At 69.7% G+C, this 26,440-nt stretch carries 21 protein-coding genes and 4 tRNA genes; 10 read left to right on the top strand and 15 right to left on the bottom strand.

The window, feature by feature from the left end; translation table 11 throughout:
* Nucleotides 1-91: 91 nt before the first annotated feature.
* From ACWEN6_RS17415 to ACWEN6_RS17400, 4 genes are all read right to left on the bottom strand, one after another.
* A complete protein-coding gene (locus ACWEN6_RS17415) occupies nucleotides 92-982 on the bottom strand; it encodes a carbohydrate ABC transporter permease (RefSeq protein WP_452571101.1) in 891 nt (296 codons plus the stop codon).
* A 1-nt stretch (nucleotide 983) separates the two neighbouring features.
* A complete protein-coding gene (locus ACWEN6_RS17410) occupies nucleotides 984-1,907 on the bottom strand; it encodes a carbohydrate ABC transporter permease (RefSeq protein ID WP_452571100.1) in 924 nt (307 codons plus the stop codon).
* Entirely contained in the window at nucleotides 1,904-3,253 is a 1,350-nt protein-coding gene (locus tag ACWEN6_RS17405; RefSeq protein WP_452571099.1) for an extracellular solute-binding protein, read from the bottom strand. The genes ACWEN6_RS17410 and ACWEN6_RS17405 overlap by 4 nt, the downstream gene beginning before the upstream one ends.
* Nucleotides 3,254-3,498: 245 nt before the next feature.
* On the bottom strand, nucleotides 3,499-4,695 hold the full coding sequence (locus ACWEN6_RS17400) for a PucR family transcriptional regulator (RefSeq protein ID WP_452571098.1): 1,197 nt from the start codon (nucleotides 4,693-4,695) through the stop codon (nucleotides 3,499-3,501).
* Between the two features lie 652 nt (nucleotides 4,696-5,347).
* Between ACWEN6_RS17400 and ACWEN6_RS17395 the strand changes: the two genes are divergently transcribed.
* From ACWEN6_RS17395 to ACWEN6_RS17375, 5 genes are all read left to right on the top strand, one after another.
* On the top strand, nucleotides 5,348-7,213 hold the full coding sequence (locus tag ACWEN6_RS17395) for a BTAD domain-containing putative transcriptional regulator (protein WP_452571097.1): 1,866 nt from the start codon (nucleotides 5,348-5,350) through the stop codon (nucleotides 7,211-7,213).
* Nucleotides 7,214-7,469: 256 nt separating this feature from the next.
* A complete protein-coding gene (locus ACWEN6_RS17390; RefSeq protein WP_452571096.1) occupies nucleotides 7,470-8,903 on the top strand; it encodes an aspartate aminotransferase family protein in 1,434 nt (477 codons plus the stop codon).
* Complete coding sequence (locus tag ACWEN6_RS17385) at nucleotides 8,885-9,934, top strand: NAD-dependent epimerase/dehydratase family protein (RefSeq protein ID WP_452571095.1); 1,050 nt, start codon at nucleotides 8,885-8,887, stop codon at nucleotides 9,932-9,934. Before ACWEN6_RS17390 ends, ACWEN6_RS17385 begins: the two co-directional genes overlap by 19 nt.
* Nucleotides 9,935-9,950: 16 nt before the next feature.
* Nucleotides 9,951-10,934, top strand: a complete 984-nt coding sequence (locus ACWEN6_RS17380) for a UbiA prenyltransferase family protein (RefSeq protein ID WP_452571094.1) — start codon at nucleotides 9,951-9,953, stop codon at nucleotides 10,932-10,934.
* 22 nt (nucleotides 10,935-10,956) lie between these two features.
* Nucleotides 10,957-11,757 (top strand): AfsR/SARP family transcriptional regulator, encoded by an 801-nt coding sequence (locus tag ACWEN6_RS17375; RefSeq protein WP_452571093.1) that lies wholly within the window; start codon nucleotides 10,957-10,959, stop codon nucleotides 11,755-11,757.
* Here the strand turns inward: ACWEN6_RS17375 and ACWEN6_RS17370 are convergent.
* From ACWEN6_RS17370 to ACWEN6_RS17350, 5 genes are all read right to left on the bottom strand, one after another.
* The gene (locus ACWEN6_RS17370) at nucleotides 11,738-12,850 is read right to left on the bottom strand and encodes an endonuclease/exonuclease/phosphatase family protein (RefSeq protein ID WP_452571092.1); all 1,113 of its coding nucleotides are present in this window, start codon (nucleotides 12,848-12,850) and stop codon (nucleotides 11,738-11,740) included. The genes ACWEN6_RS17375 and ACWEN6_RS17370 overlap by 20 nt on opposite strands.
* A gap of 142 nt (nucleotides 12,851-12,992) precedes the next feature.
* The gene (locus ACWEN6_RS17365) at nucleotides 12,993-14,036 is read right to left on the bottom strand and encodes a glycosyltransferase family 2 protein (RefSeq protein ID WP_452571091.1); all 1,044 of its coding nucleotides are present in this window, start codon (nucleotides 14,034-14,036) and stop codon (nucleotides 12,993-12,995) included.
* Between the two features lie 2 nt (nucleotides 14,037-14,038).
* A complete protein-coding gene (locus ACWEN6_RS17360) occupies nucleotides 14,039-15,067 on the bottom strand; it encodes a glycosyltransferase family 2 protein (RefSeq protein WP_452571090.1) in 1,029 nt (342 codons plus the stop codon).
* Between the two features lie 143 nt (nucleotides 15,068-15,210).
* The gene (locus ACWEN6_RS17355) at nucleotides 15,211-15,903 is read right to left on the bottom strand and encodes a sulfotransferase family protein (RefSeq protein WP_380830902.1); all 693 of its coding nucleotides are present in this window, start codon (nucleotides 15,901-15,903) and stop codon (nucleotides 15,211-15,213) included.
* Nucleotides 15,904-15,908: 5 nt separating this feature from the next.
* The gene (locus ACWEN6_RS17350; protein WP_452571089.1) at nucleotides 15,909-16,916 is read right to left on the bottom strand and encodes a glycosyltransferase family 2 protein; all 1,008 of its coding nucleotides are present in this window, start codon (nucleotides 16,914-16,916) and stop codon (nucleotides 15,909-15,911) included.
* A 255-nt stretch (nucleotides 16,917-17,171) separates the two neighbouring features.
* Between ACWEN6_RS17350 and ACWEN6_RS17345 the strand changes: the two genes are divergently transcribed.
* Genes ACWEN6_RS17345 through ACWEN6_RS17335 form a run of 3 tightly spaced genes read left to right on the top strand, consistent with a single transcriptional unit; the run spans nucleotide 17,172 to nucleotide 20,608 of the window.
* Entirely contained in the window at nucleotides 17,172-18,395 is a 1,224-nt protein-coding gene (locus ACWEN6_RS17345) for an endonuclease/exonuclease/phosphatase family protein (RefSeq protein WP_452571088.1), read from the top strand.
* A 48-nt stretch (nucleotides 18,396-18,443) separates the two neighbouring features.
* Nucleotides 18,444-19,526 (top strand): glycosyltransferase family 2 protein, encoded by a 1,083-nt coding sequence (locus tag ACWEN6_RS17340; RefSeq protein WP_452571087.1) that lies wholly within the window; start codon nucleotides 18,444-18,446, stop codon nucleotides 19,524-19,526.
* Nucleotides 19,523-20,608 (top strand): lysylphosphatidylglycerol synthase domain-containing protein, encoded by a 1,086-nt coding sequence (locus ACWEN6_RS17335; protein WP_452571086.1) that lies wholly within the window; start codon nucleotides 19,523-19,525, stop codon nucleotides 20,606-20,608. The genes ACWEN6_RS17340 and ACWEN6_RS17335 overlap by 4 nt, the downstream gene beginning before the upstream one ends.
* A gap of 88 nt (nucleotides 20,609-20,696) precedes the next feature.
* On the opposite strand, the gene ACWEN6_RS17330 is transcribed toward ACWEN6_RS17335, so the two are convergent.
* Both ACWEN6_RS17330 and ACWEN6_RS17325 read right to left on the bottom strand, forming a co-directional pair.
* The gene (locus ACWEN6_RS17330) at nucleotides 20,697-21,161 is read right to left on the bottom strand and encodes a RipA family octameric membrane protein (protein WP_452571085.1); all 465 of its coding nucleotides are present in this window, start codon (nucleotides 21,159-21,161) and stop codon (nucleotides 20,697-20,699) included.
* A gap of 221 nt (nucleotides 21,162-21,382) precedes the next feature.
* The gene (locus ACWEN6_RS17325) at nucleotides 21,383-22,741 is read right to left on the bottom strand and encodes a TIR domain-containing protein (protein ID WP_452571084.1); all 1,359 of its coding nucleotides are present in this window, start codon (nucleotides 22,739-22,741) and stop codon (nucleotides 21,383-21,385) included.
* Between the two features lie 588 nt (nucleotides 22,742-23,329).
* Here ACWEN6_RS17325 and ACWEN6_RS17320 point away from each other — a divergent pair.
* Nucleotides 23,330-25,453 (top strand): hypothetical protein, encoded by a 2,124-nt coding sequence (locus ACWEN6_RS17320; protein ID WP_452571083.1) that lies wholly within the window; start codon nucleotides 23,330-23,332, stop codon nucleotides 25,451-25,453.
* Nucleotides 25,454-25,528: 75 nt separating this feature from the next.
* Here ACWEN6_RS17320 and ACWEN6_RS17315 read toward each other — a convergent pair.
* The 4 genes from ACWEN6_RS17315 to ACWEN6_RS17300 form a co-directional block, all read right to left on the bottom strand.
* Nucleotides 25,529-25,603, bottom strand: a tRNA-Val gene (locus tag ACWEN6_RS17315).
* Between the two features lie 14 nt (nucleotides 25,604-25,617).
* Nucleotides 25,618-25,690, bottom strand: a tRNA-Gly gene (locus tag ACWEN6_RS17310).
* Between the two features lie 74 nt (nucleotides 25,691-25,764).
* Nucleotides 25,765-25,835: transfer RNA gene (locus tag ACWEN6_RS17305), tRNA-Cys, on the bottom strand.
* Between the two features lie 12 nt (nucleotides 25,836-25,847).
* Nucleotides 25,848-25,920 (bottom strand) — tRNA-Gly (locus ACWEN6_RS17300).
* 234 nt (nucleotides 25,921-26,154) lie between these two features.
* Here ACWEN6_RS17300 and ACWEN6_RS17295 point away from each other — a divergent pair.
* Nucleotides 26,155-26,433, top strand: a complete 279-nt coding sequence (locus ACWEN6_RS17295; protein WP_452571082.1) for a hypothetical protein — start codon at nucleotides 26,155-26,157, stop codon at nucleotides 26,431-26,433.
* The last annotated feature ends 7 nt before the right edge of the window (nucleotides 26,434-26,440 follow it).

The raw sequence follows: 26,440 nt of genomic DNA, 5'->3' as shown, positions 1-26,440 counted from the left end.
CTCTCGCTCCCCGGGCATGGACGAAGCCCTGGCAGCCGGGCTGCCAGGGCTTCGTCGCGGGCGCGGGCGGGGCCGGCCGTGTGGCGCGTGGCTACTTGCTGAAGCCGGCGGTGAGGCCGCTGAGGAGCTGGCGGCGGCCGACGATGTACAGGACGAGGATGGGCAGGGTGGTCAGGACGACGGAGGCCAGGACGCCCGGGATGTTGACGCCGTGGTCGCCCTGGAAGGTCCACAGGGCCAGCGGCAGTGTCCGCTTGGTCGGGTCCTGGGTGAGGATCAGGGGCAGCAGGAAGTTGTTCCAGGTGTGCAGCCCGTTGTAGATGGTCACCGTCACCACCGCCGGGCGGGTGAGCGGGAAGGCCAGGCGCCAGAGGATCACCCAGGTGCTCGCGCCGTCCATCCGCATCGACTCGAACAGTTCCTTCGGCACGTCGCGGATGAAGTTCGCCAGCACCAGCACCGACAGCGGGATGGCGAAGGCGATCGACGGCAGGATCATCGCCAGCAGGGAATCGTACAGGTGGAGCCGGATGATGATCAGGTAGATCGGGATGATCACCGCCTGCAGCGGGATGGCCAGGCCCATGAGGAACAGCCACCTGACCCCGGTCAGGAAGCGGCCGCCGCCGCTGCGCACGATGGCGAAGGCGGCCATGAACGAGAAGACCACCGCGGGGACGATCGCGCCGACGGTGACGATGACGCTGTTGATGAAGTACTGGACGAAGTCCGCCGCGATGACGTCCCGGTAGTTCTGCAGCGTCGGCTCGAACGGGGGCGCGAGGGGGTTGGCCGCGTAGTAGCTCGACTGGGCCTTGAAGCTGGTGATGACGATCCAGTAGATCGGCACGATGACGATGGCCAGCCACACCCACCCGGCCGCGGCGCCCAGCCAGTTGGGGCGGCGGGTCGGCGTGCCGGCGCGGCCCGGGGTACGGCGCTCGGCCGTCCGCTCGGGGGCCTCGATGACGGTCGTCCCCATGTCAGGCTCCGTCCATCTGGCTGGTGCCGTCGTTTCCCCCGCCGAGCCGGCGCAGCAGCAGCGACAGGGCGAGGCCGACCAGGACGAGGATGACCGCGATCGCGCTGGCCGGGCCCATCAGGTTGGCCTGGAAGCCCCGCTTGTACATGTCCAGGGCGAGCACGCGGGTCGCGTCCCCCGGGCCGCCGGCGGTCAGCACGAAGATCAGGTCGAAGAAGGTCAGGGACCCCACCACCATGAGCGTCGAGGAGGTGATGATCGTGTACTTCAGCTGCGGCAGGATGATGCTGAAGAAGGTGCGGACGCGCCCGGCGCCGTCCAGTTCGGCCGCCTCGAACATCGACCGCGGGATCTGCCGCACCCCGCCCTGGTAGATCAGCGAGTGGAACGGGATGTACTGCCACGACACCACGAAGATCACCACGGCGAAGGCCAGATGGCCCTCTCCCAGCCAGTCCTGGCGGAGCAGTTCGATCCCGAGCCCGGCGCCCAGGCCGAAGTTCGGGTCGAGGAGCGCCTTGTAGGCGACGGCGATGGCCGCCGAGCTGAGCAGGAGCGGGATGAAGTACAGCACGGACAGTACCGCGCGGTAGCGCTGACGGCCGGCCAGGAACACCCCGAGCAGCAGGCTCATCGGCGTCTGGACGGCCCAGGAGACGGCCACCACCAGGAAGGTCACCCACAGGGCGTGCGGGAGCCCGGGGTCGGACAGGACGGCGCGCCAGCTCGTCAGGCCGGACGGCTGGATGACGCCGACCTGGTCCCAGGTGGTGAAGCTGAGCGCGACGACGCCGATCAGCGGGATCACGGCGAAGGCGATGAAGACGAGCAGGGCGGGGAGGGCCAGCCACGCGAGGGAGCGCTCCCCGCCGCGCGTGGCGGCAGGGGAGTTCCCTCGCGGGGCGGGGGCCGCGAGCGTGCTCACTTGCCGATGACCGCGTTCATGTTGGTCGCGAACTGCTGGGGCGAGATGGAGAGCTGGAAGAGCTTGGAGATGTTGTCCAGCAGCACCTCGGCCGCCGTCGGGCTGAGCGCCTGGTCCCACGACTGCGCGAAGACCTTGGCCTTGCTGGCGATGTCGTACTGGAACTTCAGCCACTCGGCGTCCTTGGACGCGGCCAGCAGGCTGTCGGTGCCCTTGACGATCGGCACCGACCCCGCCTTGTCGATCCAGTCCTTGACCTCCTGGTCGGTGGACAGCCCGGTGGCGAGGAACTTCTTGGCGATCTCCTTCTCCTCCGGGGTGGCCTTGGAGGAGATGGACAGGTACTGGGCGGGGTTGCCGACGGTGTCGCTGATGTCGCCCTTGCCGCCGTCGATCGGGGGGAAGTTCATGTAGCCCAGGCCACCGCTGGGCACGAAGTCGCCGCCCTGGTCTTTCTGGACGCCGTAGGACCAGGTTCCGTGGAGCATCATCGCGGCCTTGCCGGTGTACAGCAGCGCCTGGTCGGCGTTGGAGTCGGCGGTGATGGAGGAGAAGCCCTTGATGAAGCCGCCGGCCTTGACCAGCTCCTGCACCTTGCCCAGGGCCTCCAGGGAGGCCGGGTTGTTCCAGGCGTCCTTCTCGCCGTCGAACACGGCCTGGAAGACCTCCGAACCGCCGATGCGGTCGTACAGGAACTCCAGCCACATCATGTTGGTCCAGCGCGACTGCCCGGCCAGGGAGAACGGGGCGATGCCCTTGGCGTTGAACTTGGGCACCAGGTCCATGATGTCGCCCCAGCTCTCCGGGGGCTTGGCGCCGACCTGCTCGAACACCTTCTTGTTGTAGAACAGCACGATCGGCTGCACGCGCTCGATGGGGAGCGCGTAGATCTTGCCGTCGATCGTCGCGGCGGGGAAGGCGGAGTCGAACAACCGGTCCTTGACGGCGGCGTTCTGCTGCAACCACGGGGTCAGGTCGTCGACCTGGCCGGCCTGCGCGTAGCTGCGCAGGGTGCCGCCGCCCCAGCCGAAGATCAGCGTGGGAGCCTGGCCGGCGCCGATCGCCGTCTTGACCTTGGTCTTGTAGGCGTCGTTCTGGAAGGGCGTGGCGGTGATCTGGCCGTTGGGGTTGGCCTGGTTGAACCGGTCCACGGCCGCCTTGCGGATGCCCTCCGCGGGCTGCGTGGACAGGTACCAGTAAGTGGCCTTCGCGCCGCTGCCGCTGCCGCCGCTGCCGCCACCGCTCGTGCCCGGCCCGGAGGTGCCGCACGCGGCGAGCGCGGCTCCCAGGGGCAGGCCGAGCGACAGGCTGAGGAAGGTGCGGCGGGATGTCGTCCTGGGCTCCACGCTGATCTCCGTACTCGAACGCCGGCGGGGGGTGGCCGCGGCTCATTGGTCGTCGATTGCGATGCCCGGCGAGCCTGGATCAGCACGCGCTGATGCCGCTCGTCACAGGTGTCGAGGTGGCTCGCCGAAATGTTTCGGTAACGTATGCGACATTTCCGAACAAGCCGTCAATGTAAATTTTGGGACCCTACCTGTCAAGACCCGCTTTCCGTCGTGTCGAAACTTTCGAGAGCGCTGACGGCGTGTCAGGCGCCCCCGGAATCCAGTTCTGGCCAGGCTCCGGAGAGCACCCGGGCGACGGCGGTGTTGAGCACGCGGACGCCGCGGGTGGACCCGGGGTTCAGGCCGGTCAGCTCGCGCACCCGCTGCAGGCGGTAGTCCAGCGTGCGGGGATGGATGTGCAGCGCGGTCGCCGCGAGCAGGCGGTTCATGTCGCAGCGGTAGTACACCTCCAGCGTGGCCAGCAGGTCGGGACCGCCGGACAGCCGCCGCGCCACCCCCCGCAGCCACTCCTCCACCTGGGGAAGCTGCGCGGCGCCGAGCTCGACGAACACATCGGCCATGCCGTGGACGCGGGGCGGGACGGCGTGGACGGGCGCCACCTGGCTGACCTGCCGGGCCATGGTCAGCGCTCCGGCCAGCGCGTGCGGCCGGCCCGGGGCCGAGCCGGCCGAGCAGGGCCGGCCGACGGCGGCGGCGAACTCGCGGGCCAGGGACAGCGCGCGTTCGCCCGCCGTCGCCCGTCCGTCCCCGGTCTCCGGCACCAGCGCCACGAACTCCTCCCGCGTGGGCCAGGCCATGGGGACCCGGTGGCCGCCGACCAGGGTCTCGATGATGTCGTCGCGCACCCGCTCGGCCCAGCCGAACGGCCGCCCGGCGACGCGGACCACGGTCACCAGATAGCGCTCGGGGACGTCCATGCCGACGTTGCCGGCCAGGTCGGGGGCGGCGGGGTCGTCGGCGAGCAGCAGCTTGGCCAGCAACTGCACGCGGGTGGCCAGTGGCAGGCGGTGCTCCTGCCCTTCCATGTATCCGCGGGTGTAGGCGTTCTGGGCGATCACTCCCTGCGGCGCGAGCCATGCCAGGGTGTGCATCAGGGCCGACAGGTCGTTGGGCCCGGCGGCGTCCTGGATCTCGTCGAGGGTCAGGCTGGAGTGCAGGACGAGCACCCTGCGGTGCGAGGCAAGGGACACGCCCCGCTCTCCGCGCTCCCTGCCGACCGCCGCGATGTAGGCGAGGTCCTCCTCGTCGAAGGGCCGGTCGTCCTCGGCCAGGGTGAGCATGCGCCGGCGCAGGACCACCGCGAAGTCCATCAGGGAGGTGCGTCCTTGGGAACCCGTCGACATCATCCGGTACTCGGCCAGCTCGCGAGCGTAGACCTCCACGGCGCGGCGGGCGTTGGCGTCGAGCCGGTTGCGCAGCACCCAGAACAGGTCGCCCATGCGGGCCCCTCCGTCGATCAGGGACGTGGGTCCCAAGGGATGTTACCGGTCAAGTCATGACATATGCCACCCTGACCGGAATAGGCCGAAATACGGTTTTCCGGTGTCCGGTTGTACGGAATGACGAATCCTCCGGCGGTCCAGCTGAGTGCGGTGTCCCGTCGATACCGGTCATTTCGTGACAAATGATGAAAAGCGCAATCCATGGTACGAGAATTCCGGCGGCGTACCTAGTGTTGGGCTGCTGCGTGGATGCGCCCGAGACCGCCACTCCGCCAGGGTTCACCCCGCCACCGACGGGCCCGGGCCGACCGCGCGACGGAAGGGAAGGCTTTGCGTGAGCGGGCCGCGGGAACGCCGGGACATGCCTTTCCGTCCGGCCGTGAAACTTTCACTACGCGAGACGGCGCGGGCGGCCTTCCAGGTATCCCGCCTGTTTCCTATTGTTTTCGCCCGGTCCCGATGTCGAACCTCCGCCCGCCGCCTCCGTGGAAGTCCGAACCGTTCGGGAATGCCGGCCGCGTAATCTTCTTCTCGCTTTCCGGTGAGTACCGTCCGAACGCCATCCCCGTCGATCATGGGTCGCGTCAAATCAGATATATAAGCATTTGTACGGTTCATGCTGGCGAACACCGCGCCGCAGGGTGATGACATGGATTTCAAGATCCTCGGGCCGATCGAGGTCCGGGCCGCCCACGGGAAGCCGATCGCACTGGGAAGGCGCAAACAGAGGGTCCTGCTCGCCGCGCTGCTGCTCAACGCGGGCAAGGCGATCCCCAGCCAGCGGATGCTCGACTGGCTGTGGGGCGAGCGGGCGCCCGCCAACGCCGAGTCCAACCTCTACACCTACATCTCCGCGCTGCGCAGGGTGCTCGGCACCCCGTCCCGCATCGAGGCCGGCTCCAACGGCTACGTGCTCCGCGTCGCGCCCGGCGAGATCGACGTGACCCTGTTCGAGCGGCTCGCCGCGCAGGGGCACCAGGCGCTGTCGGAACGACGCAACGACGTGGCGCTCGAACGGCTGACCCGGGCCCTCGGCCTGTGGCGCGCCGAATCCGTCCTGGAGGGACTGCCCCTGCCCGCGCCGCTGCGCGGCGAGGCGGCGCGCCTGGAGCGCCTGAGGGCGACCGTCGTGGAGGCCACGCTGGAGGCCCGGCTGGCGCTGGGCCAGCACGGCGAGATGCTCGCCGACCTGGAGGCGCTGACCCGCAGGGACCCGCTGAACGAGCGGCTGCGGGCCCAGCTCATGCTCGCCCTGTACCGCTCAGGGCGAAGGGCCGACGCGCTCGCGGTGTACCAGGGCGCGCGGAGGATGCTCGTGGCGGAGCTGGGCATCGACCCCGGCCCGGACCTGATGCGCATGCACCAGCGGATCCTCGCCGACGACCCCGCCCTCGCGCCGCCGCGGGCGTCCGCCGCCCGCCGGTCCTTCGCCCCGGCCGAGCTGCCCATCGACTCGCCCGCCTTCACCGGGCGGGCCGCCGAGATCGCCCGCCTGCAGACGGCGCTGACCTCCCCGGGGCCGGGCGCGATCGCCATCTCCGCGATCACCGGGGCCGCCGGGGTGGGCAAGTCCGCCCTCGCCGTGCACGTCGCCCACGGGGTCGCCGACCGGTTCCCCGACGGGCGGCTGTATGTGAACCTGCACGGCTCGACGCCCGACGTCGCGCCGCTGGACCCGGCCGACGTCCTGGCCCGCCTGCTGCGCTCCCTCGGCGACCACACGGCCGTGCGCGCCGACACCGACGAGGCGGCCGCCCGGTTCCGCTCGCTGACCGACGGCAGGCGCCTGCTGCTCCTGCTCGACAACGCCCGCGACGCCGCCCAGGTGCGCCCGTTGCTGCCGGCCAGCCCCACCTGCCGCGTCCTGATCACCGCCCGCCGCATGCTCACCTCCCTGGACGCCGTGGCGCACTTCCGCCTCGGCGTCATGGGAGAGGACGAGACCTCCACCCTGCTCGGCCGCCTGATCGGGGAGGACCGCGCCGCCGCCGACCGGCGGGCGGCGCGCGCGATCGTCCGGCTCTGCGGCGGGCTGCCGCTGGCGATCAGGATCGCCGCCGCCCGGCTGGTCGCCCGGCCGGGCCTCGCGCTGCGCGCCCTGGCCGACCGTCTCGCGGTCGAGGACGACCGCCTGTCGGAGCTCCAGTCCGACGACCGGGCCGTACGGGCGTGCTTCATGATGAGCTACCGGAGCCTTTCCGCCGAGAGCTCGCGGATGTTCCGCCTGCTGAGCCTGCTCGGCGGCTCCGACATCAGCGTCGCGGTCGCCGCCGCCCTGGCCGACCGCTCCGAGGCGCGCGCCGCGGACCTGCTGGACCACCTCGCCGACGCCCAGCTCCTCGAGGCCTGCGACCACGACCGCTACCACATGCACGACCTGCTGCGCCTGTTCGCCCGCGAAAGGGCCAGGGAAGAGGAGGCCGAGGAGGACCAGGCGCGGGCCGTGCGGCGGGCGCTGCACGCCGTCTGGACCTCGCCCGTGCCGCCGGTCCCCTGCGCCACCGCGAGCGGCTGAAACGGGCGCTGACCGGCCACGCCGGAAATCATCCGCATTCACCGTGAGTTCTGACAGGTGAATCCGCGTCGGCCCCCTTCCGGGCGATTCTTTCTCCTGCGCGGCCGCCCGCATGCCGCCGACCTACACAGATTCGTATGGGGCGAGGTATAGCCGCACTCAACACCATCGATGACATGTCTCCTCTCTTCTCGCCCGGCGAGGAGAAGGCCGGCGCCTTGCGGAATTCGTGCGAACACGTAAGGGAAGGGCAGACGTGTCTGAGCTGATCGGCATCGACGAGTGTGAAGACTTCTCGGTGAAACAGGTCCAGGACCTCTACAGAAAGTACGTCAGCCGCAGTCAGGTCAACCTCATGACCTCCTTCGGCTTCGGCCGTGAACTCGTCGAGCGCGCCGAGGGCGCATGGATCTGGACGCGCGACGGCCGCCGGGTCCTCGACGTCACGGGCGGCGTCGGAGTGCTCAACCACGGCCACAACCACCCCCGGATCCTCGAGGCGCGGCGCCGCTTCGCCGAACGCCGGCGAATGGAGGTGCACAAGGCGTTCTTCTCCCCGTACGTGGCCGCGCTGAGCCACAACGTGGCCGAACTGCTGCCGGGGGATCTGAACATCTCGTATTTCCCCAATTCCGGCGCCGAGGCCAACGAGGGCGCCGTCAAGATGGCGTACAAGTACCACGAGGGCCGGCGCAACACCATCCTGCGCTCCGACATCAGCTTCCACGGCAAGACCCTCGGCGCGGGCAGCCTCACCGGATCGGCCGAGAACTCCTTCCGCTTCCCCGGGCTCCCGGGCATCGTCGTCCACCCCTATGGCGACATCGCGGCCCTGCGCCAGGCCATCGAGGCCGCGCGCACCCCCGACGGCAAGTGCGACGTCTACGCGATCATGGCCGAGCCGTACAGCGCCTCCAGCATGCGCGCGTGGTCGGAGGCCGACCTGTACGAGATGCGCCGGCTCTGCGACGTCAACGACATCATGCTGATCTTCGACGAGGTCTACACCGGGTGGGGCAAGACGGGCAGCCTGTTCTACTTCATGCGCTACCCCGACCTGCTGCCCGACATCCTGGTGTACTCCAAGTCGCTCGGCGGCGGCAAGGCGTCGATCTCGGGGTACACCGCCCGCGAGCCGGTCTTCCGCAAGGCCTACGACCGGCTCTCCGACGTCATCCTGCACAGCACGACCTACTACGGGTTCGGCGAGGAGACCGTCACCGCGCTCGAGGCGATCAACGTGGTCGTCGAGGACGACTACCCCGCGCGGGCGCGGCAGATCGAGCGCATCCTGCGGCCGGGCCTGGAGAACATCCACAAGCGCCACCCCGACGTGGTCGGCCGGGTCAGCGGTGTGGGCTCACTGTGGGGGGTGTTCCTGGCCGGCGGCCCCAAGGTGCTCGACCTGGCCGCCAAGCTCGCGCCGGGCTTCTCCGGCGACCCGCAGTTCCGCACCAAGCTGATCACCCTGTCGGTCATCGCCGAGCTCTACCGCGAGCACGGGATCGTCTCCTACTACAGCCCGAACGCCGACAACCCCCTCGTCGTCGCGCCGACCCTCGCCGTCGAGCCCGAGGACCTCGAGTACTTCCTGGACCGCCTGGACAAGACCCTGGCCAAGGGCCTGCCGCGGCTGCTCGGCCGGTTCGTCCGGGAGAAGGTGGGGTCGCGATGGTCCTCCGGGTCGTAGTCACCGGCAGCGCCGGGATGCTCGGCGGGAACCTGGCCCGCCGGCTCGTGCTCGACGGCCACGACGTGCTCGGGGTGGACGTGCGCCCGCTGCCCGACCCGCTTCCCGGGGTCCGGCACCGGCTCGGGGACGTGCGCGACCTGCCGCTGATGACCGAGGTGATGGCCGGGGCCGACGCGGTGGTGCACTGCGCGGGCGCGCTGCCGAGCTACCCGGCCGAGCAGATCCACGACCTGATCGTCAACGGCACCCACGCCGTGCTGGAGGCCGGGCGCCGGGCCGGGGTGGAGCGACTGGTCCACATCTCCTCCACCGCCGTGTACGGGCTGCCCAAGCTGGTGCCCACGCCGGAGGACCACCCGCGCGAACCGGTCGACCCCTACACCAGGGCCAAGAGCGAGGCCGAGGAACTGGCCGAGAAGTACCGCTCCGGCGGGATGTGCGTGCCGATCCTGCGTCCCAAGACCTTCCTCGGCCCGGGCCGCATGGGCCTGTTCGCGATGCTCTTCGAATGGGCGGAGGAGGGACGCAACTTCCCGGTCATCGGCGGCGACAAGCGCATCCAGATGTTCGCCGTGGAGGACCTGGTGGAGGCGGTGACCGGCGTCCTGACCGCGCCCCCCGCCGTCGCCGGCGACACCTACAACCTGGCCGCGGCCGAGTTCGGCACGCTGCGGGAGGACTTCCAGGCGGTGCTCGACGCGGCCGGGCACGGCGGACGCGTCGTCTCGCTGCCCGCCCGCCCGACGCTGGCCGGGCTGCGGCTGCTGGAGCGCAGCCGGCTGTCCCCGGTGTACGGGCGGCTGACGCGCAAACTGCTCGCCGACTCCTACGTCAGCATCGACAAGGCCCGCGAACGCCTCGGCTTCCGGCCACGGCTGTCCAACCGGGACGCGATCCTCCGCACCTACTCATGGTGGCGGGAACACCGCGGGGAACACCGCGCGGCCGGCTCACCGCGCGGCGCGGGACGGACCAGCCGCGACGCGTGGCGGCAGGGCGCACTCTCACTGGCGAAAGTGTTCTTCTGAGCTGACCGGGGTAAACATGCACGTCGTCGAATCGGCAGACGTCCCAGAAAGCCCGCAGCGGCCCGAGCCGGCGCCGGGCCGCACCGCGGAGGCCCGGACGCACCTGATAGCGGATCTCGCCGGCCTGATCCGTCCCTCGCACGCGGCCAAGGCGATCCTGCTGGTGCCGGTGGCGCTCATCGGCGCCGCCTCCTACAGCTTGGCCGAGGTGGCCGGGATCGTCGCGGCCACGGTCGCGTTCATCCTCGCCTCCGCCGCCGTCTACATCGGCAACGACATCGCCGACCGCCACCGCGACCGCCACCACCCCGTCAAGCGCCACCGGCCCATCGCGGCCGGTCGCGTGGGGGTCGGCACCGCCTCGGTGTGCTGCGCGGTCCTGCTGACGCTGCTCGGGGTCATCGTCGCCCGCGCGCCGGGCACCTACTGGCCGCTCTACGTGTACCTGGTGCTCAACATCGCCTACAGCCGCGTCCTGAAGCACATCCCGCTGGTCGACGTCGGCACGGTGGCGGCCGGCTTCGTCCTGCGCGTCGTCCAGGGGTATGAGGTGACCGGAGGACGGGTGCCGGCCTGGCTGCTGATCACGGTGTTCTCCATGTCGCTGGTGCTGCTGATCGGCAAGCGGCGGCAGGAGCTGCTGCGGACCGGCGCCGTGCACCGGCCGGCGCTTCGCGGCTACTCGATGGAGCTGACCAACTGGCTGCTGCAGATCGCCTCGGTGCTGTCACTGGTGTCGGGGCTGATGTACCTGCGCGACGAGGGCCCGTTCGGGCCGCAGCACGGCCAGACGGCGATGATGCTGTCCACGCCCTTCGCGCTGTTCGCCCTGTTCCGGTACCTGCAGATCCAGCTCGTGGACCAAGACGGCGGTGACCCGGTCCGCATCCTGCTGCGGGACCGGGTCATGGTCGCGAACTCGATGTTGTGGGCCGCCACCTTGGGCGTGACGCTCGTGCTCGTCCACCACCCATCCCTGGCGGCCTTGGTCACGTTGTGACAGCGACACGGAAAGGAAGGCGATGGACGTCCGATTACTGGGACCGGTCGAGGTGACCGTCGAAGACCGGCACGTTCCGCTGGGGCCTCCCCAGCGGCGTGCGGTGCTGGCCGCCCTGGCGGTCGACGCCAATCACCCCGTATCACTGGGGACGCTGATCGAGCGTGTCTGGGATCTTCCGCCGGACCGGGCGACGGACTCTCTCTACGCCCACATCGCACGCCTGCGCCAGGCGCTGACGGCGACCGGGATCGGCATCGAGCGCCGCGGCGGCGGTTACGTCCTGGAGGTCGACCCCGACCGGGTGGACGCCTACCGGTTTCGCCGGCTGGCCAAGCAGGCGCAGACCCGCGCCGGGGACGACCTCACCCGGGCCGCGCTGCTGGCCGAGGCGATGGAGCTGTGGCGCGGCTCGCCGCTGACCGGCGTCCCCGGAGACTGGGCCGCGCGGATGCGCTACAGCATCGAGCAGCAGTTCGTCGGAGCCCTGGTCACCTGGGCGCAGGCGCACCTGCGGCTCGGCCGGCCCGACATGGTGGTCACCGAGCTCACGCCGCTGGTTCCGCGCTATCCGCTCGCCGAGCCGCTCGCCAGCATGCTGATGCGCGGCCTGTGCGCTCTCGGCCGCACCGCGGAGGCGGTGGCGCTGTACGCCCGCCTGCGCGGGTACCTGGCCGAGCAGCTCGGCATCGAGCCGGGTCCTGAACTGCGCGCCCTGCACCTGACCATCCTGCGCGGCGACCGCGACCCGCTGACGCGGGCGGCCGGCGCGGCCGGGGCCCGCGAGCTGCTGTTCGCACAGGTCACCGGCTCGGCGAGATGACCAGGCGCTGCCCGCTGTGGTCGGACTGCCCGTTCGAGCGCACCAGCCGGTACTCGTGGACGGTCAGTCCGGGCGTGGTGAAGGCCCAGTCGATGCGCCACCAGGGCAGCCGCTCGTCCCAGGTGACGGGGTAGAGGGACCCGAGGGCCGGGGCGGCGTCGGTCATCCGGTCCGGCAGCAGGCGCAGGATGCCCATCGCCGGCGAGGCGTTGAAGTCGCCGGCCAGGAAGGCCGGGTGCGGGTTCGCGCCGATGTCGGCCGCGAGCGCGCGGAGGTTGGCCACCCGCGCCCGGTGCTGAGTCCGGTCCAGGCGGCGCGGGTCCAGGCCGCGCGAGGACGGGTCGAGGGGCGAGTTGATGTGGGCGTTGTAGAATGAGACTGTCTCGCCGCCGGCGCGCACGTCGGTGCGCAGGGTCTTGACGGTGTAGAAGCCGGGCCAGTGCGAACCGGCCGGCACGACGGCGTCCCGGTCGCCGTCCGCCCACGGGCGCAGGTCGATGCCGCGCGAGAGGACGATGGGGAAGCGCGACAGCGTCACCAGCTCCCCGGCCTCGGCGACGTGGTAGCCGGGGAACTCCCGGCGCAGCCGGTCCAGGCCGTCGACCCTGATCGGCCGCGAGTCCGGGCCGAAGTAGACGTACTCCTGAAGCAGCAGCACGTCGGCGTGCTGGGCGCGCAGGTACCGGTAGAAGCCGGCGGCGTCCTGGGGCGGCGTGCCGGTGGGCGGGGGCATCTCCCGCCCGGCGTCCGCCCGCTGGTCCCAGTACCAGGTGTTCCAGGAGAACACCGTGATCGCGCCCGGCGGGGCCGGGACGGCGCGGTGCCACAACGACGCGAGGTTGATGCCGCTCACTCCCGCGCCGAGCGCCAGGGAGGCCAGCGCCGCCACGGCGGCGACCGGCCGCCGTGCCCGCTGTGGCCGCTGTGCCCGCCGTATCAGGCGCGCCGCCACGACGGCCACCAGCAGCAGGGCCGGGACGAGCGCGAACGTCAGCGGCGGCACCAGCTCGGGGACCTGCCACCACCACACCCGGCCGGACAGCGCGCGATGCAGCGCCGCGACGACCAGCCAGGCCACCGCCGCCGCCGTCACCGGACCGACCCTCCGGCGCGCCCTCGGGACGCGCCGGGAGCCGCCGGGCCGCGCCGCGACCCGCGTTCCCTCGGTCATCGGCGCCGGCCGGGCACCGGACGCGGGCCCGCGGCGGGCCCCCGCCGCGGACCCCGGGGGGCCGTCACGTCGCCGCCTCCCCGGCGGCCGCCGGCCGCACGAGCAGGTCGGTGTCGTAGAGCCTGCGGAACCTCGCCGAGCACAGCCACCGCACCACCCCGGCCGCCACCCCGGCCGCGATGGTCACGTTCACCAGGAAGTGCACGGCGCCGAAGTACAGCAGGAACGACGGGCCGCGCCTGCGCAGCACGAAGCGGTACATGCCGAGATCGGCCAGGAGCGACACCGCCAGGGCGAGCGCCGGCAGCACGGCGCCGGCCGGGCCGAGCAGGACGGCCACCGGCACCGCGGCGAGCGCCGCGAGCGCGGCCAGGCTGCCGCCGGCCCGGCTTCCGGTCTCGAACCCGCGGGCGAAGCGCCGCCGCTGCGCGTAGAGCGGCACCCGCGCCCGCCCCCGCCGGTACAGCTTGCGCAGCAGCTTGAACAGCTTGTCGTCATGGTCGTGCCGCGAGCGCACGGCGGTGGTGAGCACCATCTCGTACCGCTGGGTGAGGCGGTGACCGTAGTCGACCTCCTCGGTCTCGCGCAGCTCGGTGTTGAACGGCCCGATCTCGTCGTACACGCGGCGGGGCATGGCGACCAGCGCCGGGAACAGGAACGAGATCGGCCCCTCGGAGCTGGCCGTCCAGTAGTAGTACTGCAGGGCGCGGTACTCCTCGACGAGGCTGTCGCGGATCAGCGGCTCGGGGTCGTGGATGCTGCACACGGCGCCGAGCCCGGGATCGCCGTCGAGCATCCGCACCGCCACCTCGACCGAGTCGGGGTAGGCGGCGACGTCGGAGTCCACGAACACGAGTATCTCACCGGTGGCGTGGGCGACGCCGAGGTTGCGCGCGCCGGCCACGCCCATGTTGCGCTCGGTGCGCACGACTCGCACGCCGAGCCGCCGCGCCACCTCGACCGAGTCGTCGGTGCTGCCGTCGTCCACCACGATCAGCTCGATCGGCCGGTAGGTCTGCCCCTGCAACGCGCGCAGGCACAGCTCCAGCGAGGCGGCGTAGTTGTAGTTGGGCACGATCGCCGACACCAGCGGGGAGTGGCCGGTCATCGTCACACCTCCACCGACGCCGAGCGGGCGGGGATGTCGTAGGTGCGGCGGAACCGGCTCGACAGCACGCATTGGGCGGCGCCGGCGAACACCGCCACCGCGACGGTGACGTTCACCAGGAAGTGCACCGCGGCGAAGTACAGGGTGAACGGCAGGCCCGCGTAGCGCAGGACGAACCGGTACATGCCGAGGTCGGAGGCGATCGACCCGAGCAGCAGCGCGATCGGCGCGACCAGCCACAGGGGGCCGAGCAGCGCCGGCAGGGGAGCGGTGAGCACGGCGAACAGCGCGGCCAGCGACCCCCACCCGCGGCTGCTGTTGGCCGGGCCGCCGTTGAAGTCGGGGCGGCGCAGGTACAGCGGGATGTGCAGGCGGGCGCGGTGGAAGAACTTCGACAGCACCACGCTCAGCCGGTCGTCGTGGTCGTGCCTGCCGATGATCCTGTTGTCCAGCACGATGCGGTACCGCTGCGTGACGCGGTGGCCGTACTCGGCGTTCTCGCTGTGCCGCAGCGCGGGGTTGAGCGGCCCCACCTCGCGGAAGACCTCCGCCCGCATCGCGAACAGCGCGGAGTAGATGGTGGTGATGTCGCCCTCGTCGCCGGAGATCCAGTAGTGGAGCTGGAGGCTGCGGTACCGCTCCACCATGCTGTCGGCGATCAGCGGCTCGGGGTCGTAGGTGCCGCACACCACCCCGATCGCGGGGTCCGCGGTGAGCAGGTCCACCGCGTGCTCGACCACGTCCTCGGCGAGCGCCAGGTCGGAGTCCAGGAAGAACAGAACCTCCCCGCGCGCGTGTCCCACGCCGAGGTTGCGCGCCGCGGGGGCGCCGATGTTGGTGTCGGTCACCACGACGCGCACGCCGTGCCGGTGGGCGATCTCCACCGATTCGTCGGTGCTGCGGTCGTCGACGACGATGACCTCGATGTGGGGATAGGTCTGGCGCTCGAGTGCCTCCAGGCACAGCCCGAGCGTGCGGGCGTAGTTGTAGTTCGGCACGATGACCGAGACGAGCGGCCTTCGTTCGTCCATGATCGATGACCCCTTTCGGGCCGTCCGCAGGGTGATGACGGTTACTTGCCGCTTCTTCGCGGAAGAGGGGGAGGCGGCGTCGCGGGACGCGCGGCGGAGACGAGGGCTGGGCGCCTCCGGCGGCCGGTCCCCGGCGGCACCGGTCACCCGCTCCGGCGCAGCAGCAGCGGCGCGGCGCGGCCCCGGCCGGTCCTGGTGAACTCCGAGCCTCCGTTGACCCGGGGGAAGGGCTCGTCCGGCACGGGGACCTCCAGGAAGGCGCAGAGCGGCTCCCAGCCCTCACGCGCGTCGAAGATCAGGAGCCGCTCGGCCGGGATGGTGGCGACGACCTCGGCCGTGTGCGCCCTGAACAGTTCGATGGCGCGTTCCGGCGCGCGGTCGGCCGGGGTCCGGAAGGTGCGCGCGTCGAGGGTGGTGTCCACCATCTTGACGAACGCGGCGAGATCGGTGCCCAGCAGCGACGACAGCGCGACCGCCGCCCGGCCCGGCAGCGAGTTCATTCGCTGCCGCTGCATGAACAGCGTGCCGCGCATGCTGTCCAGCCACCGCTCGGGATCGCGCACGGTAAGGACGATCTTCGCCTTGGGGTAGTACTCGGCCAGCGCCCGCCAGTGCGCGGAGGTCGGCCCGTCCACGCACGACTCGTAGCCGATGAGCACGTCGTCCCAGTTCACGTCCCGTCCGTGCCTGAGCCCGGCCTCCAGCAGCGGCCTGATCCGGCCGGGGTGGTGGAACACGTCCACCATGTGATGACACGGCCCGAGGCCGAGCCGCTCCAGCGCCGTCTTCAGCGACAGCGTCCCTGTTCTGCCGAACCCGGTGCCGATGACGCGCATGGCGCCTAGTCCTGCGCGGCGAGCAGCTGCGCGGGCTTGGTGAGGCGCGAGAGCGCCAGGCGTTGCAGGACGCCCACCGCCCCGCCGAGGGCGCCGGTGAAGGTGACGGCGAGATGGACGCCGGAGAAGTAGACGCCGAACGGGACGCCCCGCTGGGCGAAGGCGAACCGGTAGGTCGTGCCGTCCAGCGCGGCGGCGGCGGCCACGAGCGCGGGCGGGACCAGCGCGCCGGCGCGGCCGGCCACCAGGGGCAGCGCCAGGGCCGGGACCGCGGCCAGCAGCAGGACGCCGCCGACCGCGCGAGGCACCGAGTCGCCGGGCGTCTCGCCCTGGCGCCAGTCCATCGCGCTGAGGCGGGCGCGGCGGAACACCTTGCGCAGGATCGTCCGCACGGTGGCGTCGTGGTCCTTGCGCCCGCGCACCGTGTCGGTGAGCCGCACCTCGTGGTCGCGGTTCACCCGCACGCGGTAGTCGGAGGAGACGGTCTCGCGCAGCTCGGGGTCGAACGGGCCGACCTCGGCGAACACCTTGGCCGGCACGGCGAGCACCGCCGCGTGCAGCTCCAGGGTCGGGCGGTGGGCCGGCATCCACCAGCGGTACATCTGCAGCGCGCGATATTGGGAGGCGAGGCTCTGGGACATCAGCGACTCGGGGAGCAGGATCCCGCCGAGCGCGCCGACCGAGGGCTGGGCGTCGAGGATCTCCACCGCGTTCTGCACGGCGTCGGGGTCCAGGGCGATGTCGGCGTCGAGGAAGAACAGGATCTCGCCGGTGGCGTGCTCGGCGCCGAGGTTGCGCGCGCGGGTCGGCCCGCCGTTGACCTCCGTGCGCAGCACCTTCGCGCCCTTGGAGGCGGCGACCTCGGCCGCGTCCTCGGTGCCGCAGTCGTCCACCACGATGACCTCGATGTGCGGGTAGGTCTGTGCCTTCAGCGCATCCAGGCAGAGTCGCAACACGTCGGACCGGTTGTAGCTGGGGATGATGACGGAGACCAGGGGGTGCTCCCGACTCATGGTGTGCTCCAGTGGCTAGAAGCCGTGGTCGCGACACGGGGGTGTCCGACCTCGTGTCCGTTTCACGCTAAGCACGGGGGCTTGTCCCATTCTTGTCGCGTCCGTCCTCCGGGCCGGGCCTCCGGCGGCGCGGCTGACAAGGGTGCGCGGCTGACAAGGATGCGCGGCTGACAAGGATGCGACAAGACCGCGTCAATACGTTCGACGCCGACCCACGCACCGAGAATGGTGTCGATCTCTCCGAGGATGGTGTCGATGCGCGACCGGGACGCCGTGATCGAGGAGCAGCCCGTCAGCCCGCCGTCCGAGCCCGGTGCGGGCTGGGCGACGCGCGTCGGGCGTGCTGTCCGCCCGCGACGGCGATGGTGCCTGGGCACCAAGCTCGTCGTGACCGCCTCCGTGGCGTGGCTGGTGTTCGTGGTGTGCCACCTGCTGGCCAGCGGGCGCACCTCAGTGTGGGCGCCGATCGACCTGATCCCGCCGCTGCTGTTCCTCGCGGTCCCGGTGGCGCTGATGCTCGTGGCGCCGCTGGCCCGTCCGGTCCGCTGGCGCATCATGTCGCTGCTGCTGGTCACCGTGCTGCTCGGCGCCGGGCGCAGCGGGGTGAACTACGAAACCCTGTGGTACACGCCGCCGCCCGCGCCGCCGGGGGCCATCACCGTGGCCGCCTGGAACACCGAGTTCTGGGACCAGGACTGGCGCACCGCCGAGGGCGACCGGTATTCCCCCGAGTTCTACGCCTACCTGCACAGCCTGAACGCCGATGTCTACCTGCTGATGGAGTACCTCTACGTCGACACCGCGGCGGGCGACATGTCCTCGCAGCGCTGGACGGCCGACCTGGCCAAGCGCATTGACAAGACGGCCGAGCTGCGCCGGGAGTTCCCCGGCTACCACATCGCGGTGTCCGGCGAGCAGATCACGCTGTCGCGGTTCCCCATCGTCGCCCACCGCGGCCTGGACGTGCGCCCGTGGCTGCCGGCCGACCAGAAGCCGATCCCCGAGGCGCTGCGCGCCTGGACCGAGGGCTACACGGTCGAGACGCTGCGCACCGACATCGAGGTCGGCGGGAAGGTGGTCTCCTTCTACGACGGCCAGATCTCCCAGCCGCCGACCGAATGGCGGCTGTGGAGCGCCGAGTCGCGCGACCTCGATCACAGTCACACCCTGCGGCGCGAGGCGAGCTTCCGGGCGATCAGCGCGGACATCGCGGCCAACCGCAACCCCGTGGTGCTCGCCGGCGACCTCAACACCTCCCCGGCGATGGGCATCCGCCGCCTGCTCCCCGAGCGGCTGGTCGACCGGACGCCGGCGCTCTCGTCCCTCTATCCGGCGACCTACCTGGCCGGGACCGCCGAGCTGTGGCGGATCGACTGGCTGTACACCACCCCGGACGTGGCCGTGCACCGCTACGAGCTGCCCGGCTCGGCGGGGCTGTCCGACCATCGGGCCCAGCGCGTGGTCATGTCGGTGTCCTGACCGGCGCGCGGGGCACGGCCGGGGACCTTACCGACGAAGGGAACGGATATGCCTGACGAGATGGCCTGGCGTGGTGATGTCGCGGTCATCGTGCCCAACTACAACAAGAACAAGACCCTCCGCGCCTGCCTGGAATCGGTGTACGCGCAGACCTACCCGGCGGCCGAGGTGATCGTCGTCGACGACGTCAGCACCGACGGCTCGCTGGACATCGCGCGGAAGTTCCCGTGCACGATCGTCGAGCCGCCGCGCAACCAGGGCCCGGCCGGCGCGCGCAACCTCGGCGTGGCGAGCAGTTCCGCCCCGCTGCTGTTCTTCGTGGACTCCGACACCGCGCTCGCGCCGGACGCCGTCCACAACGCGGTCAGGGCCTACCGGCGGACGCCCGACGCGGGGATGGTGCAGGGCATCTACGACAAGGAGCCGCTGTACGACGACGGCCCCGTGGAGCGGTACCGGGTCATCTGCGAGCACTACGAGCGCAGCCAGACCACCGCGACGTTCCTGTCCTGCACGCTGATCCCGCGCCACGTCTTCGAGGAGGCGGGGCGCCTGGACGAGCGGCTGCGCGACGGCGAGGACTTCGAGTTCGGCACGCGGGTCCCGTCCCGCTACCGGCTCGTGGTGGACACCTCGGTGGTCACCCGGGCCGACGACGAGGACCGGTTCTGGGGGTGCCTGGTGGAGCGGTTCGTCCGCTCGACCACGCTTCCGCTGATCATGGTGCGGGCGCGGCGGCTGCGCGCGGAGGGCCGGGTCGGCTTCCAGCTCAACATGATCGGGACCGGCCAGCACAGGCGCCGCAAGCCGCCGCGGGTCTCCTCCGCCTCGGCGACGGCGACCTTCCTCACGCTGCCGCTCGCCCTGCTCAGCCCCTGGCTGCTGCTCGTGCCGGCGGCGACGCTGGCGGTGTTCCTGCGCATGAACAGCAGGTTCATCGGGTTCACCTACCGATACCGGGGCGCCCGCTTCGCCCTGTGGGTGAGCTGGATGCAGCTCTGCTTCCACACCGCGTTCTTCCTCGGCGCCTGCGTGGGGCTGCTACGCGTCGCCTACGAGCTGGCCCGCCGGCAGGGCGAGCCGGTCAGGACCGGCCTGTCCCCGGCCTCGACGGCCGGTGCGCGCGAGTGAGCGCGAGCAGCGTCCCCCCACCGGCACGGCGGTTCCGGCCTCCCCGGATCCCGGGGCCGCTGCGGCGGCTGCGGCTCCCGCGCCTGCCCCGCCCGCTGAAGCGGGCGTTGATCGCGGCCTTCGCGCTGGCCGTCGCGGGCGCCATCGCGCTGACGCTGTCCCGGCTCGACTGGGGGGTGGTCGGCGTCCTGTTCACCCGGCGCGACCCGGCGCAGATCACCCTGCTGCTGGCCGGCGCGCTGCTGGCCAGCATGGCCGGGTTGTCGTTCGGGTTCCTGGCCTGGCGGGTGGTGCTGCTGGAGATCGGCCCGCCAGTAAGCGAGCCGCGCGTGGTGCGCATCTTCTTCGTGGGCTTCTTGTCGAAGTACGTGCCGGGAAGGGTGCCCGGTATCATCGCCATCACCAAGGTGGCCACCGCCAACGGCGTCACCTTCGCCCGGCTGATCAGCACGGCGGCGGTGGTCATGAGCCTGGTGCTGCTGAGCGGGTTCACGGTCGGGCTGCTGGCGGGCGTGCAGATGCTCGGCGCGCAGGCGGGGTGGCTGGCGGGCGCCGCCGTGCTCATCGTGGTCGTCCTGGTGCGGCCGCAACTGATCAACCGCGGGTCCGCGCTGCTGCTGCGGCTGCTGCGCCGGCCGACGGCGGCCAAGGCCGCCTCGGTCCGCGGGGTGCGGCTGGCGGTCGGCTGGCAGAGCCTGTCGTGGGTGGTCACCGGGCTGCACCTGTGGCCGCTGGCCATCGCCATGGGCGCGCCCGCGGCCCGGTCGCTCGCGCTGTGCGTCGGGGCGTTCACTCTGGCCACGACGATCGGCATCGCGGCCGTGTTCATCCCCGACGGCATCGGCGTCCGCGAGGCGGTGCTGACGGCGGCGCTGAGCGTCGTTTTGCCCGCCCCGGCCGCCGCCGTGGTGGCGGTGGCCAGCCGCCTGGTCTCCACGGTCAGCGAGGTGCTGCTCGGCGCGATCGCCCTGGCCGCCGCTGAATACGTCATCCGCCGCGGACGAACTTCCCCACAAGCCGCCACCCCCTCAGCGGCTTCGCCGAACCCTGACTGCGCTCCGCACGCAACCGGCGCGCCGTAAGGCGCTTCGGAGGGCTTGGGCGGCGACGGTCCGAAACCGAGAGGCCGCAGGATCGGCGACGGATGGATGGTGTGCGGTGATCGGGAGATCAGCCCGTGATCCTTCCCACGAAGAGCAGGATATGCAGTGCCATGAAAACGAAAGGAACGCGTCGTTCACTCATGCCTAGTTCGGCATACCGGGTGCGCCAAGAGGGGATGGGGTCTCGTCGAAGGGCAGCCCACTCTTCGGAGAAGAGCTTGACGGGAAGTTGTTCCTCGATCTCGTTGATTATCTCGAATTTGGCTCGGTTAAGATCGCGATAGCTCTTGAGCTGCAGCCACCAGGTGGCCGATAAGGCGATGCCGGCGAGCGCGACGGCTATCGAGGCCCACAGTGACGTGGCAAGGTCGGGATCGGCGAGTCCCAACACCGCGACGAACGCGGTCTGTACCGACAGGAAGAAGGAGTTCGAGGTTCCCCTGCGGGCGGACACCCGGTCGGCCATCTCCACGGCGAGTTTATAGAGGTCGATGACCTCCTGCGACGGGGTGGACCCGGGTGTCTGAGTCACCGGGCTTCACCACTCGGCCGATTGGAGTTCTCATGATGCAACGCGTCCATATTGTCGTCCGCCTTCGCCGTCCACGGCTTCATTGGCGCCGTCCGATCAGGGGCTCCTCGAAGATCCTTTCGTGGTCATGGTCACGGATGAACACACGCCTGTTCATCGATCTCCTCGGTGATGTCGACGAATTCGCCGCAGTCTAACACCCCTACGGAGAAGGGAAGTGTTCATCGCGAGGAATTGTCGTCCTGGAGGATGGACGTCCATGCGGCCATTTGCTCGGCGGTCACCCCCAGAGGCGCCTGCAGCCGATGGAGTCCCTGCAGGATGCTCTCAATCTCGGCGTCCGTGGGATTGTATTGCCTGACCGCTCGCAGGTAGTCTCCGGCGTGAAGCAGATCGCCGCTGACTATGGCCGCCGTCGCGGCGGTGGCGTTGACCCACATGTTCCGCTCAGAGAGCCGGTCGATGATCTGGATCGCCTGCCGGTAGACTCTCGCGGCATCCTGGAGTCGCCCCAGTTGCAATTCCGACATGCCGAGCAGGTCCGCGAGATAGTAGGAGTCCGGATTCACGATGAACGCCGCGGCGTATACTTCTCGGGCTTCCCTGATGCGGTTTTGTTCTCTGAACCATCGGCCTTTCAGTGCCGCGCATTCCACGTTCGTCACAAAGGCCTCGGGGGCGAGATCTTCGATTCCCTCGATGGTCCTTCTCGCGTTCTCGTAGTCCCGGCAGGCGAGCTGAGCCTGGCCGAGGGACCGCAGGACGAACAGGTCGCGTGGGGACAGTCGGCGGGCCATCTCGAACTGCTGTGCCGCCTCGCCATAGCGTTTGGCGGCCATGTAAAGCTGAGCGAGCCTGCGGTGCAGGCGTATGTCGATGGGACGTTCCTCCACATCGGCTTTCTGGCCGAAGGCCAACAGCAACCAGTCGTGGACCTGGCGGACCTCTGACGCTCGGTCATCTGAGGCCAGAGCCGCCAGTCTCTCGCACCATTCGGCGACGATCGGCTCGGTCGGAGTCAGGGGAGCGGTCCGCAGTGCCTCGGTGACGGTGGTGAGCCAACGGCTTGCGACCCTCTCGACGTTCTGTGCGGCCCTGATCGTCGAGGCCCGGTCGTCGCCGCTGAATTGTTCGATGAACTCGTTGAGGAGAAGTCGCACGTCGGAGAATACGTCGCCGCGCGCGATGTGCGCGTGACTGCTCAGGAGCGGGGAGGGGACGTCGTTCATGCCAATCTGGAAGGCGATGGGGCGTACGCTGCGTAAGTTGGCCCGTGATCCGGAGAGGGCCGCCCCGTAGACCGCTCCTGCCTCCCATAGGACCCACGGCTTGTGCACTGATGCCGGAGTGAGCAGAACGAGGGTGACGGTCGCGGTCTGAACCTTCTCGGCGATCCACTGGAACCAGTTCTCCCCGAACTGGACACCACCTCCCAGTTCTCGACTGGTGGAATACTCCACAGATATGGCGTCAGGCCCGAACAGTGCGATGAGGGCATCTCGCACGGCATCGGCGATCGCTTTGTCGGCCTCCGTGTGGCTGATGAAGATCACCGGCTTGCCGGAGTTCATGGCGGTCATGGCATCCTCCTCCGGGCGCGTCGTGGCTCCGAGAGATGAGCGCACCCCCAGGCTCACATTGACATGCCTGTGGCCGCTGGACACGGTGACGTCCGCCCGTCATGGGCGCCTGGCTCAACATCATAAGATCATCTCGGAAGAGTCTCGTCCATGCCGCCCTGATGTCGCCGAAATATGGATATATTTCCCTTTCCGCACTGTCGGGTGACGCCTTCTGGGGCGCTGTAGGCGGATGTGGCGTTGTTGTAGGCCGTCTGCGCGCATTCATGCGCGTTACGCCTTCTTTCGGCATGCTGTAGAGCTGTATCGGACTCATCGTGAGCGAAGGACGGTGTGAGTCGTATGCGATCTCTCCTGTGCGTCCTGATCACGTGGATGCTCGGCATGGGTGTCTTTGCGGAGGCTGCTGCGCACGCCCACGCGCCGTCGCCAGAGGATATCTTGGCGGCATTCAGCCCAAATGGGGTGATTGCGGGCGATTGGTCCCTGTATGGGGAGCAAAGACTTGTTGCCGTTCACTTGTCCGTGCCCGATACGCCGGGGTGTGATGGATACAGGCGCGCATGGCGACGTTCTGACGATCTCCGGATGACGTTGGTCTGGTTCTCGTGCGACGAAGAGCAGATGGGGAAACTGATCCGCCAGTACTCCTTTGCGCACGCCTCCCGCCGGTCCGACGCGCGGCCGCCGAGTGCGCTGGGCGAGTACGTGGACATGGTCGAACACAGTCAGGATGGATACCTCAGCCGAGCGTGGCTGCAGGGACGGGTCAACATCATTCTGCTTCTCAGATGTGGTTCGCTCGGTGCGGAGGAATGCTCGGCCCTGTCGGCCGCGGGTGCACGGCAATTGGCGAGCCGCTTGCCCGGTTCCCCCATGCGTGCGCGCGCAGTGGACGGCCTTCCGCCCGTCTCTGGACTCATCTCCGGTCTGGCGCTCATGTGGTTGCTTATAGTTGGCGGGGGGATGCTCAACGTGCGCCGCAATGCGGAAACATTCCAGATGCGGGACGCCGACGCAAGGATTCGCGACATCGGCGGGATCGCCAGTCGTCTGCGCCGCGCAAGCCGTCGACGTTGGTGGGGTAAGGCGCTGCTCGTCCTGTCGCTTCTCTTCGCCGGGAGCCTGCTGGCCGACTATTCGGAGGCCCGGCCAGGTACTGCCGTCTTCCACGGCCTTGCCGCCGTGGCCGCGGGCGCGGTCGGACTGCGACTCCTCCGCGGCGGCCGACAACGGATCCTGTCGAGGCCGAGCCTGCGTCCAAATCTCGGTTCGGGCAAACTGCACTTGCGGAGAGTTGCCTACCTCCTCCTTCTCGTAGTGCTCGCGGGGCTTTCTCTCGCGAGTGTGATGAGCATCCTCGTGGTCTGGTACTTCATCGGTCTGTTGGGCTGGGAGGCGCACTCCACGTTCGCGCTCGGCGCCGTGATCCTTCTGGGAGGTACCCTCGGCTTCTCCTTTGACCGTGTAGCGCAGAGAGTACGCGCGCGGCGGGCTCACGAAGCGATGGCGAGTGATCCAAGGCCCCACTTCCTGTACCTGCGGAACTTCGGGGACGACCACCAGAAGATCCCGCGCAGTAGATTCAGCAGGCAAGGGATTTGGCAGACTCTGTTCGGTTGGCTGTCGCTTTTTCAATACGCACGCTTCGAAGAGGTCTTCACCACGGTACTCAGGCGCTACGGACCTGTCATCGCGATCGGACCCGCCGGCGTGAGGTTCAGGAGGCTTCTCACCGTGTTGCCGCCGCTTGGCACCTCCAAGACCTGGCTGCCACACACGTCATGGCAGGAGCAGGTGAGGGAGTTGGCCCGCACCGCACAGGCGGTCGTGGTCTCGGCGACCCCGAAGCAGGTAAATCCTGGCTTCGCGTGGGAGCTGGAGATGCTGGCGAAGGACCTCGACCATGGCCGGGTCGTTCTGCTGTTCGGCACCGGGGCCAAGCCTGAGCTGTATCGCAACTTCCAGGCTTTCCTGGGCCAGGCCGGCTCCTATCCGCTCTTCGCGTCCTTGGCCGCGTGCGACATCACCGATGGCACCCTCGTCATGGTTCACGTTCCGTCTCGGCAGGGTGGTTCGTGGTACGGGTGGGGCGCTAGGACTCGCACGGCCTGGACCTATGTCGCGGCCATATCGGAGGCGATGGACTTCGCTCGTGCGATGTGGGACGACGGAACACTCGCCTCGGCTGCCACGCAGGGGGATGCTGATACCGATCCGCTGCCGGAGGCCGAATGGAGCGAGGCGATCTTGGTAGCGCTCGACAGCGCCGCGGGTCGGGCTCAGGCCTGTGGGACCCACGTCGATACCAAGTCCGTCCTGCTCACCCTCATGAAAGGTGACGTCAGAGGTGAGTGGCAGCGGATATGCCTTTTGACGGGCTCCACCGAGGCCATCGAGCGACGGGTCGCCGCCGATTCCTGCTCGAGCTCCGGCGTCACCTGGCGCGGTGCGTCTCTCACGTCTTCGTGCGCGACGGCGATGACCTGCGCCGCGGAATTGGCCAGGAGCTACGACATCCGTCCGGTCCCTCCCGCTCTTCTGGTGCTGGCGATGGTGAACGATCCTTCGAGCGCGGCTTCACTCGCGATGGGGATCGACAGCCATGACCGACGGCGCCGTATCGCTGATCTGGTGCAGGAGGACCTTCTGGGAGCTCGCTTGGCAGGCCTCCGCCTGAACGTGGAGCCGAACGTGATCAGTGAGAGCTGAGCAGTAAGTCGACGGCTCTGGGCCGCATGGCGGCATGGTGAAGAGCCATAGGCCAGCGGGCTGGGCCTCTGGTGCTGGTGGGCGATACTGGGATTGAACCAGTGGCCTCTACCGTGTCAAGGTAGCGCTCTCCCACTGAGCTAATCGCCCTCGATGAGGATCAGAGCGGACGACGGGATTCGAACCCGCGACCCTCACCTTGGCAAGGTGATGCTCTACCAGCTGAGCCACGTCCGCATGATCACCCGGGCGGTGACGCCCGTGCGATGCCTTTCAACTTTACCGGATCCCGGCGGTGCGAGATCCCGTCGAGGTGGAGACGGGATTTGAACCCGTGTACGCGGCTTTGCAGGCCGCTGCCTCGCCTCTCGGCCACTCCACCAGGATCTTTCCGAGCGGACGACGGGATTCGAACCCGCGACCCTCACCTTGGCAAGGTGATGCTCTACCAGCTGAGCCACGTCCGCATGACCTCGGAGGGAACCGCTCTCCGGGTACGCAGATGACTCTAGCGCGTCCCCGGGCCGCGCGTGCACAGTCCACGCGGAACAGGGGTGCGCACCGGAGGGTGGAATCGCACCCGCACCAGGGGCGCGGCGCGGCGAGATGGGGCTGGATCGAGACGCTCGGGTGCGTATCGTTGCCCGGAATCGGGCAGGATTCTTGGCGTGCCGCCGTTTTCCTGCGTAAAGTCTCGCCCTGTGTCAACGGCACGGCAGCATTCCCACGAAGATCTGATCGCGCATCTGACCCGCACCACCCTGCTTCGCCCGGGAGAGGCGGCACGGGTGGTCGCCGAGGTCGTGGCGTACTTCTCGGAGTCCCTGGAGGAGTACGTCCGCCGCCGCCACGGCGAGATGAAGGCGCGCGGCCTGACCAACGAGCAGATCTTCCCCACCATCGCCGCCGAGCTCTCCGCCCGCCCCGTCGCGGCTCCCGGGTTGTCGTTGCGCCAACTGCGCCGCATCGTTTACGGCTAACGCCAAG

This window comes from Sphaerisporangium sp. NPDC004334 (assembly GCF_053602655.1).
Note: the sequence above shows the minus strand (reverse complement) of the source record. Positions and strands in the feature narration are given on the sequence as shown.

Excerpts from the sequence above, each read along its gene's own strand:
- ACWEN6_RS17380 (WP_452571094.1), top strand. The coding sequence starts at position 9,951 with ATGCACGTCGTCGAATCGGCAGACGTCCCAGAAAGCCCGCAGCGGCCC.
- ACWEN6_RS17400 (WP_452571098.1), bottom strand. The coding sequence starts at position 4,695 with ATGGGCGACCTGTTCTGGGTGCTGCGCAACCGGCTCGACGCCAACGCC.
- ACWEN6_RS17345 (WP_452571088.1), top strand. The coding sequence starts at position 17,172 with ATGCGCGACCGGGACGCCGTGATCGAGGAGCAGCCCGTCAGCCCGCCG.
- ACWEN6_RS17325 (WP_452571084.1), bottom strand. The coding sequence starts at position 22,741 with ATGACCGCCATGAACTCCGGCAAGCCGGTGATCTTCATCAGCCACACG.
- ACWEN6_RS17385 (WP_452571095.1), top strand. The coding sequence starts at position 8,885 with ATGGTCCTCCGGGTCGTAGTCACCGGCAGCGCCGGGATGCTCGGCGGG.
- ACWEN6_RS17415 (WP_452571101.1), bottom strand. The coding sequence starts at position 982 with ATGGGGACGACCGTCATCGAGGCCCCCGAGCGGACGGCCGAGCGCCGT.
- ACWEN6_RS17355 (WP_380830902.1), bottom strand. The coding sequence starts at position 15,903 with ATGCGCGTCATCGGCACCGGGTTCGGCAGAACAGGGACGCTGTCGCTG.
- ACWEN6_RS17340 (WP_452571087.1), top strand. The coding sequence starts at position 18,444 with ATGCCTGACGAGATGGCCTGGCGTGGTGATGTCGCGGTCATCGTGCCC.
- ACWEN6_RS17320 (WP_452571083.1), top strand. The coding sequence starts at position 23,330 with ATGACGTTGGTCTGGTTCTCGTGCGACGAAGAGCAGATGGGGAAACTG.
- ACWEN6_RS17350 (WP_452571089.1), bottom strand. The coding sequence starts at position 16,916 with ATGAGTCGGGAGCACCCCCTGGTCTCCGTCATCATCCCCAGCTACAAC.
- ACWEN6_RS17365 (WP_452571091.1), bottom strand. The coding sequence starts at position 14,036 with ATGACCGGCCACTCCCCGCTGGTGTCGGCGATCGTGCCCAACTACAAC.
- ACWEN6_RS17375 (WP_452571093.1), top strand. The coding sequence starts at position 10,957 with ATGGACGTCCGATTACTGGGACCGGTCGAGGTGACCGTCGAAGACCGG.
- ACWEN6_RS17395 (WP_452571097.1), top strand. The coding sequence starts at position 5,348 with ATGGATTTCAAGATCCTCGGGCCGATCGAGGTCCGGGCCGCCCACGGG.
- ACWEN6_RS17360 (WP_452571090.1), bottom strand. The coding sequence starts at position 15,067 with ATGGACGAACGAAGGCCGCTCGTCTCGGTCATCGTGCCGAACTACAAC.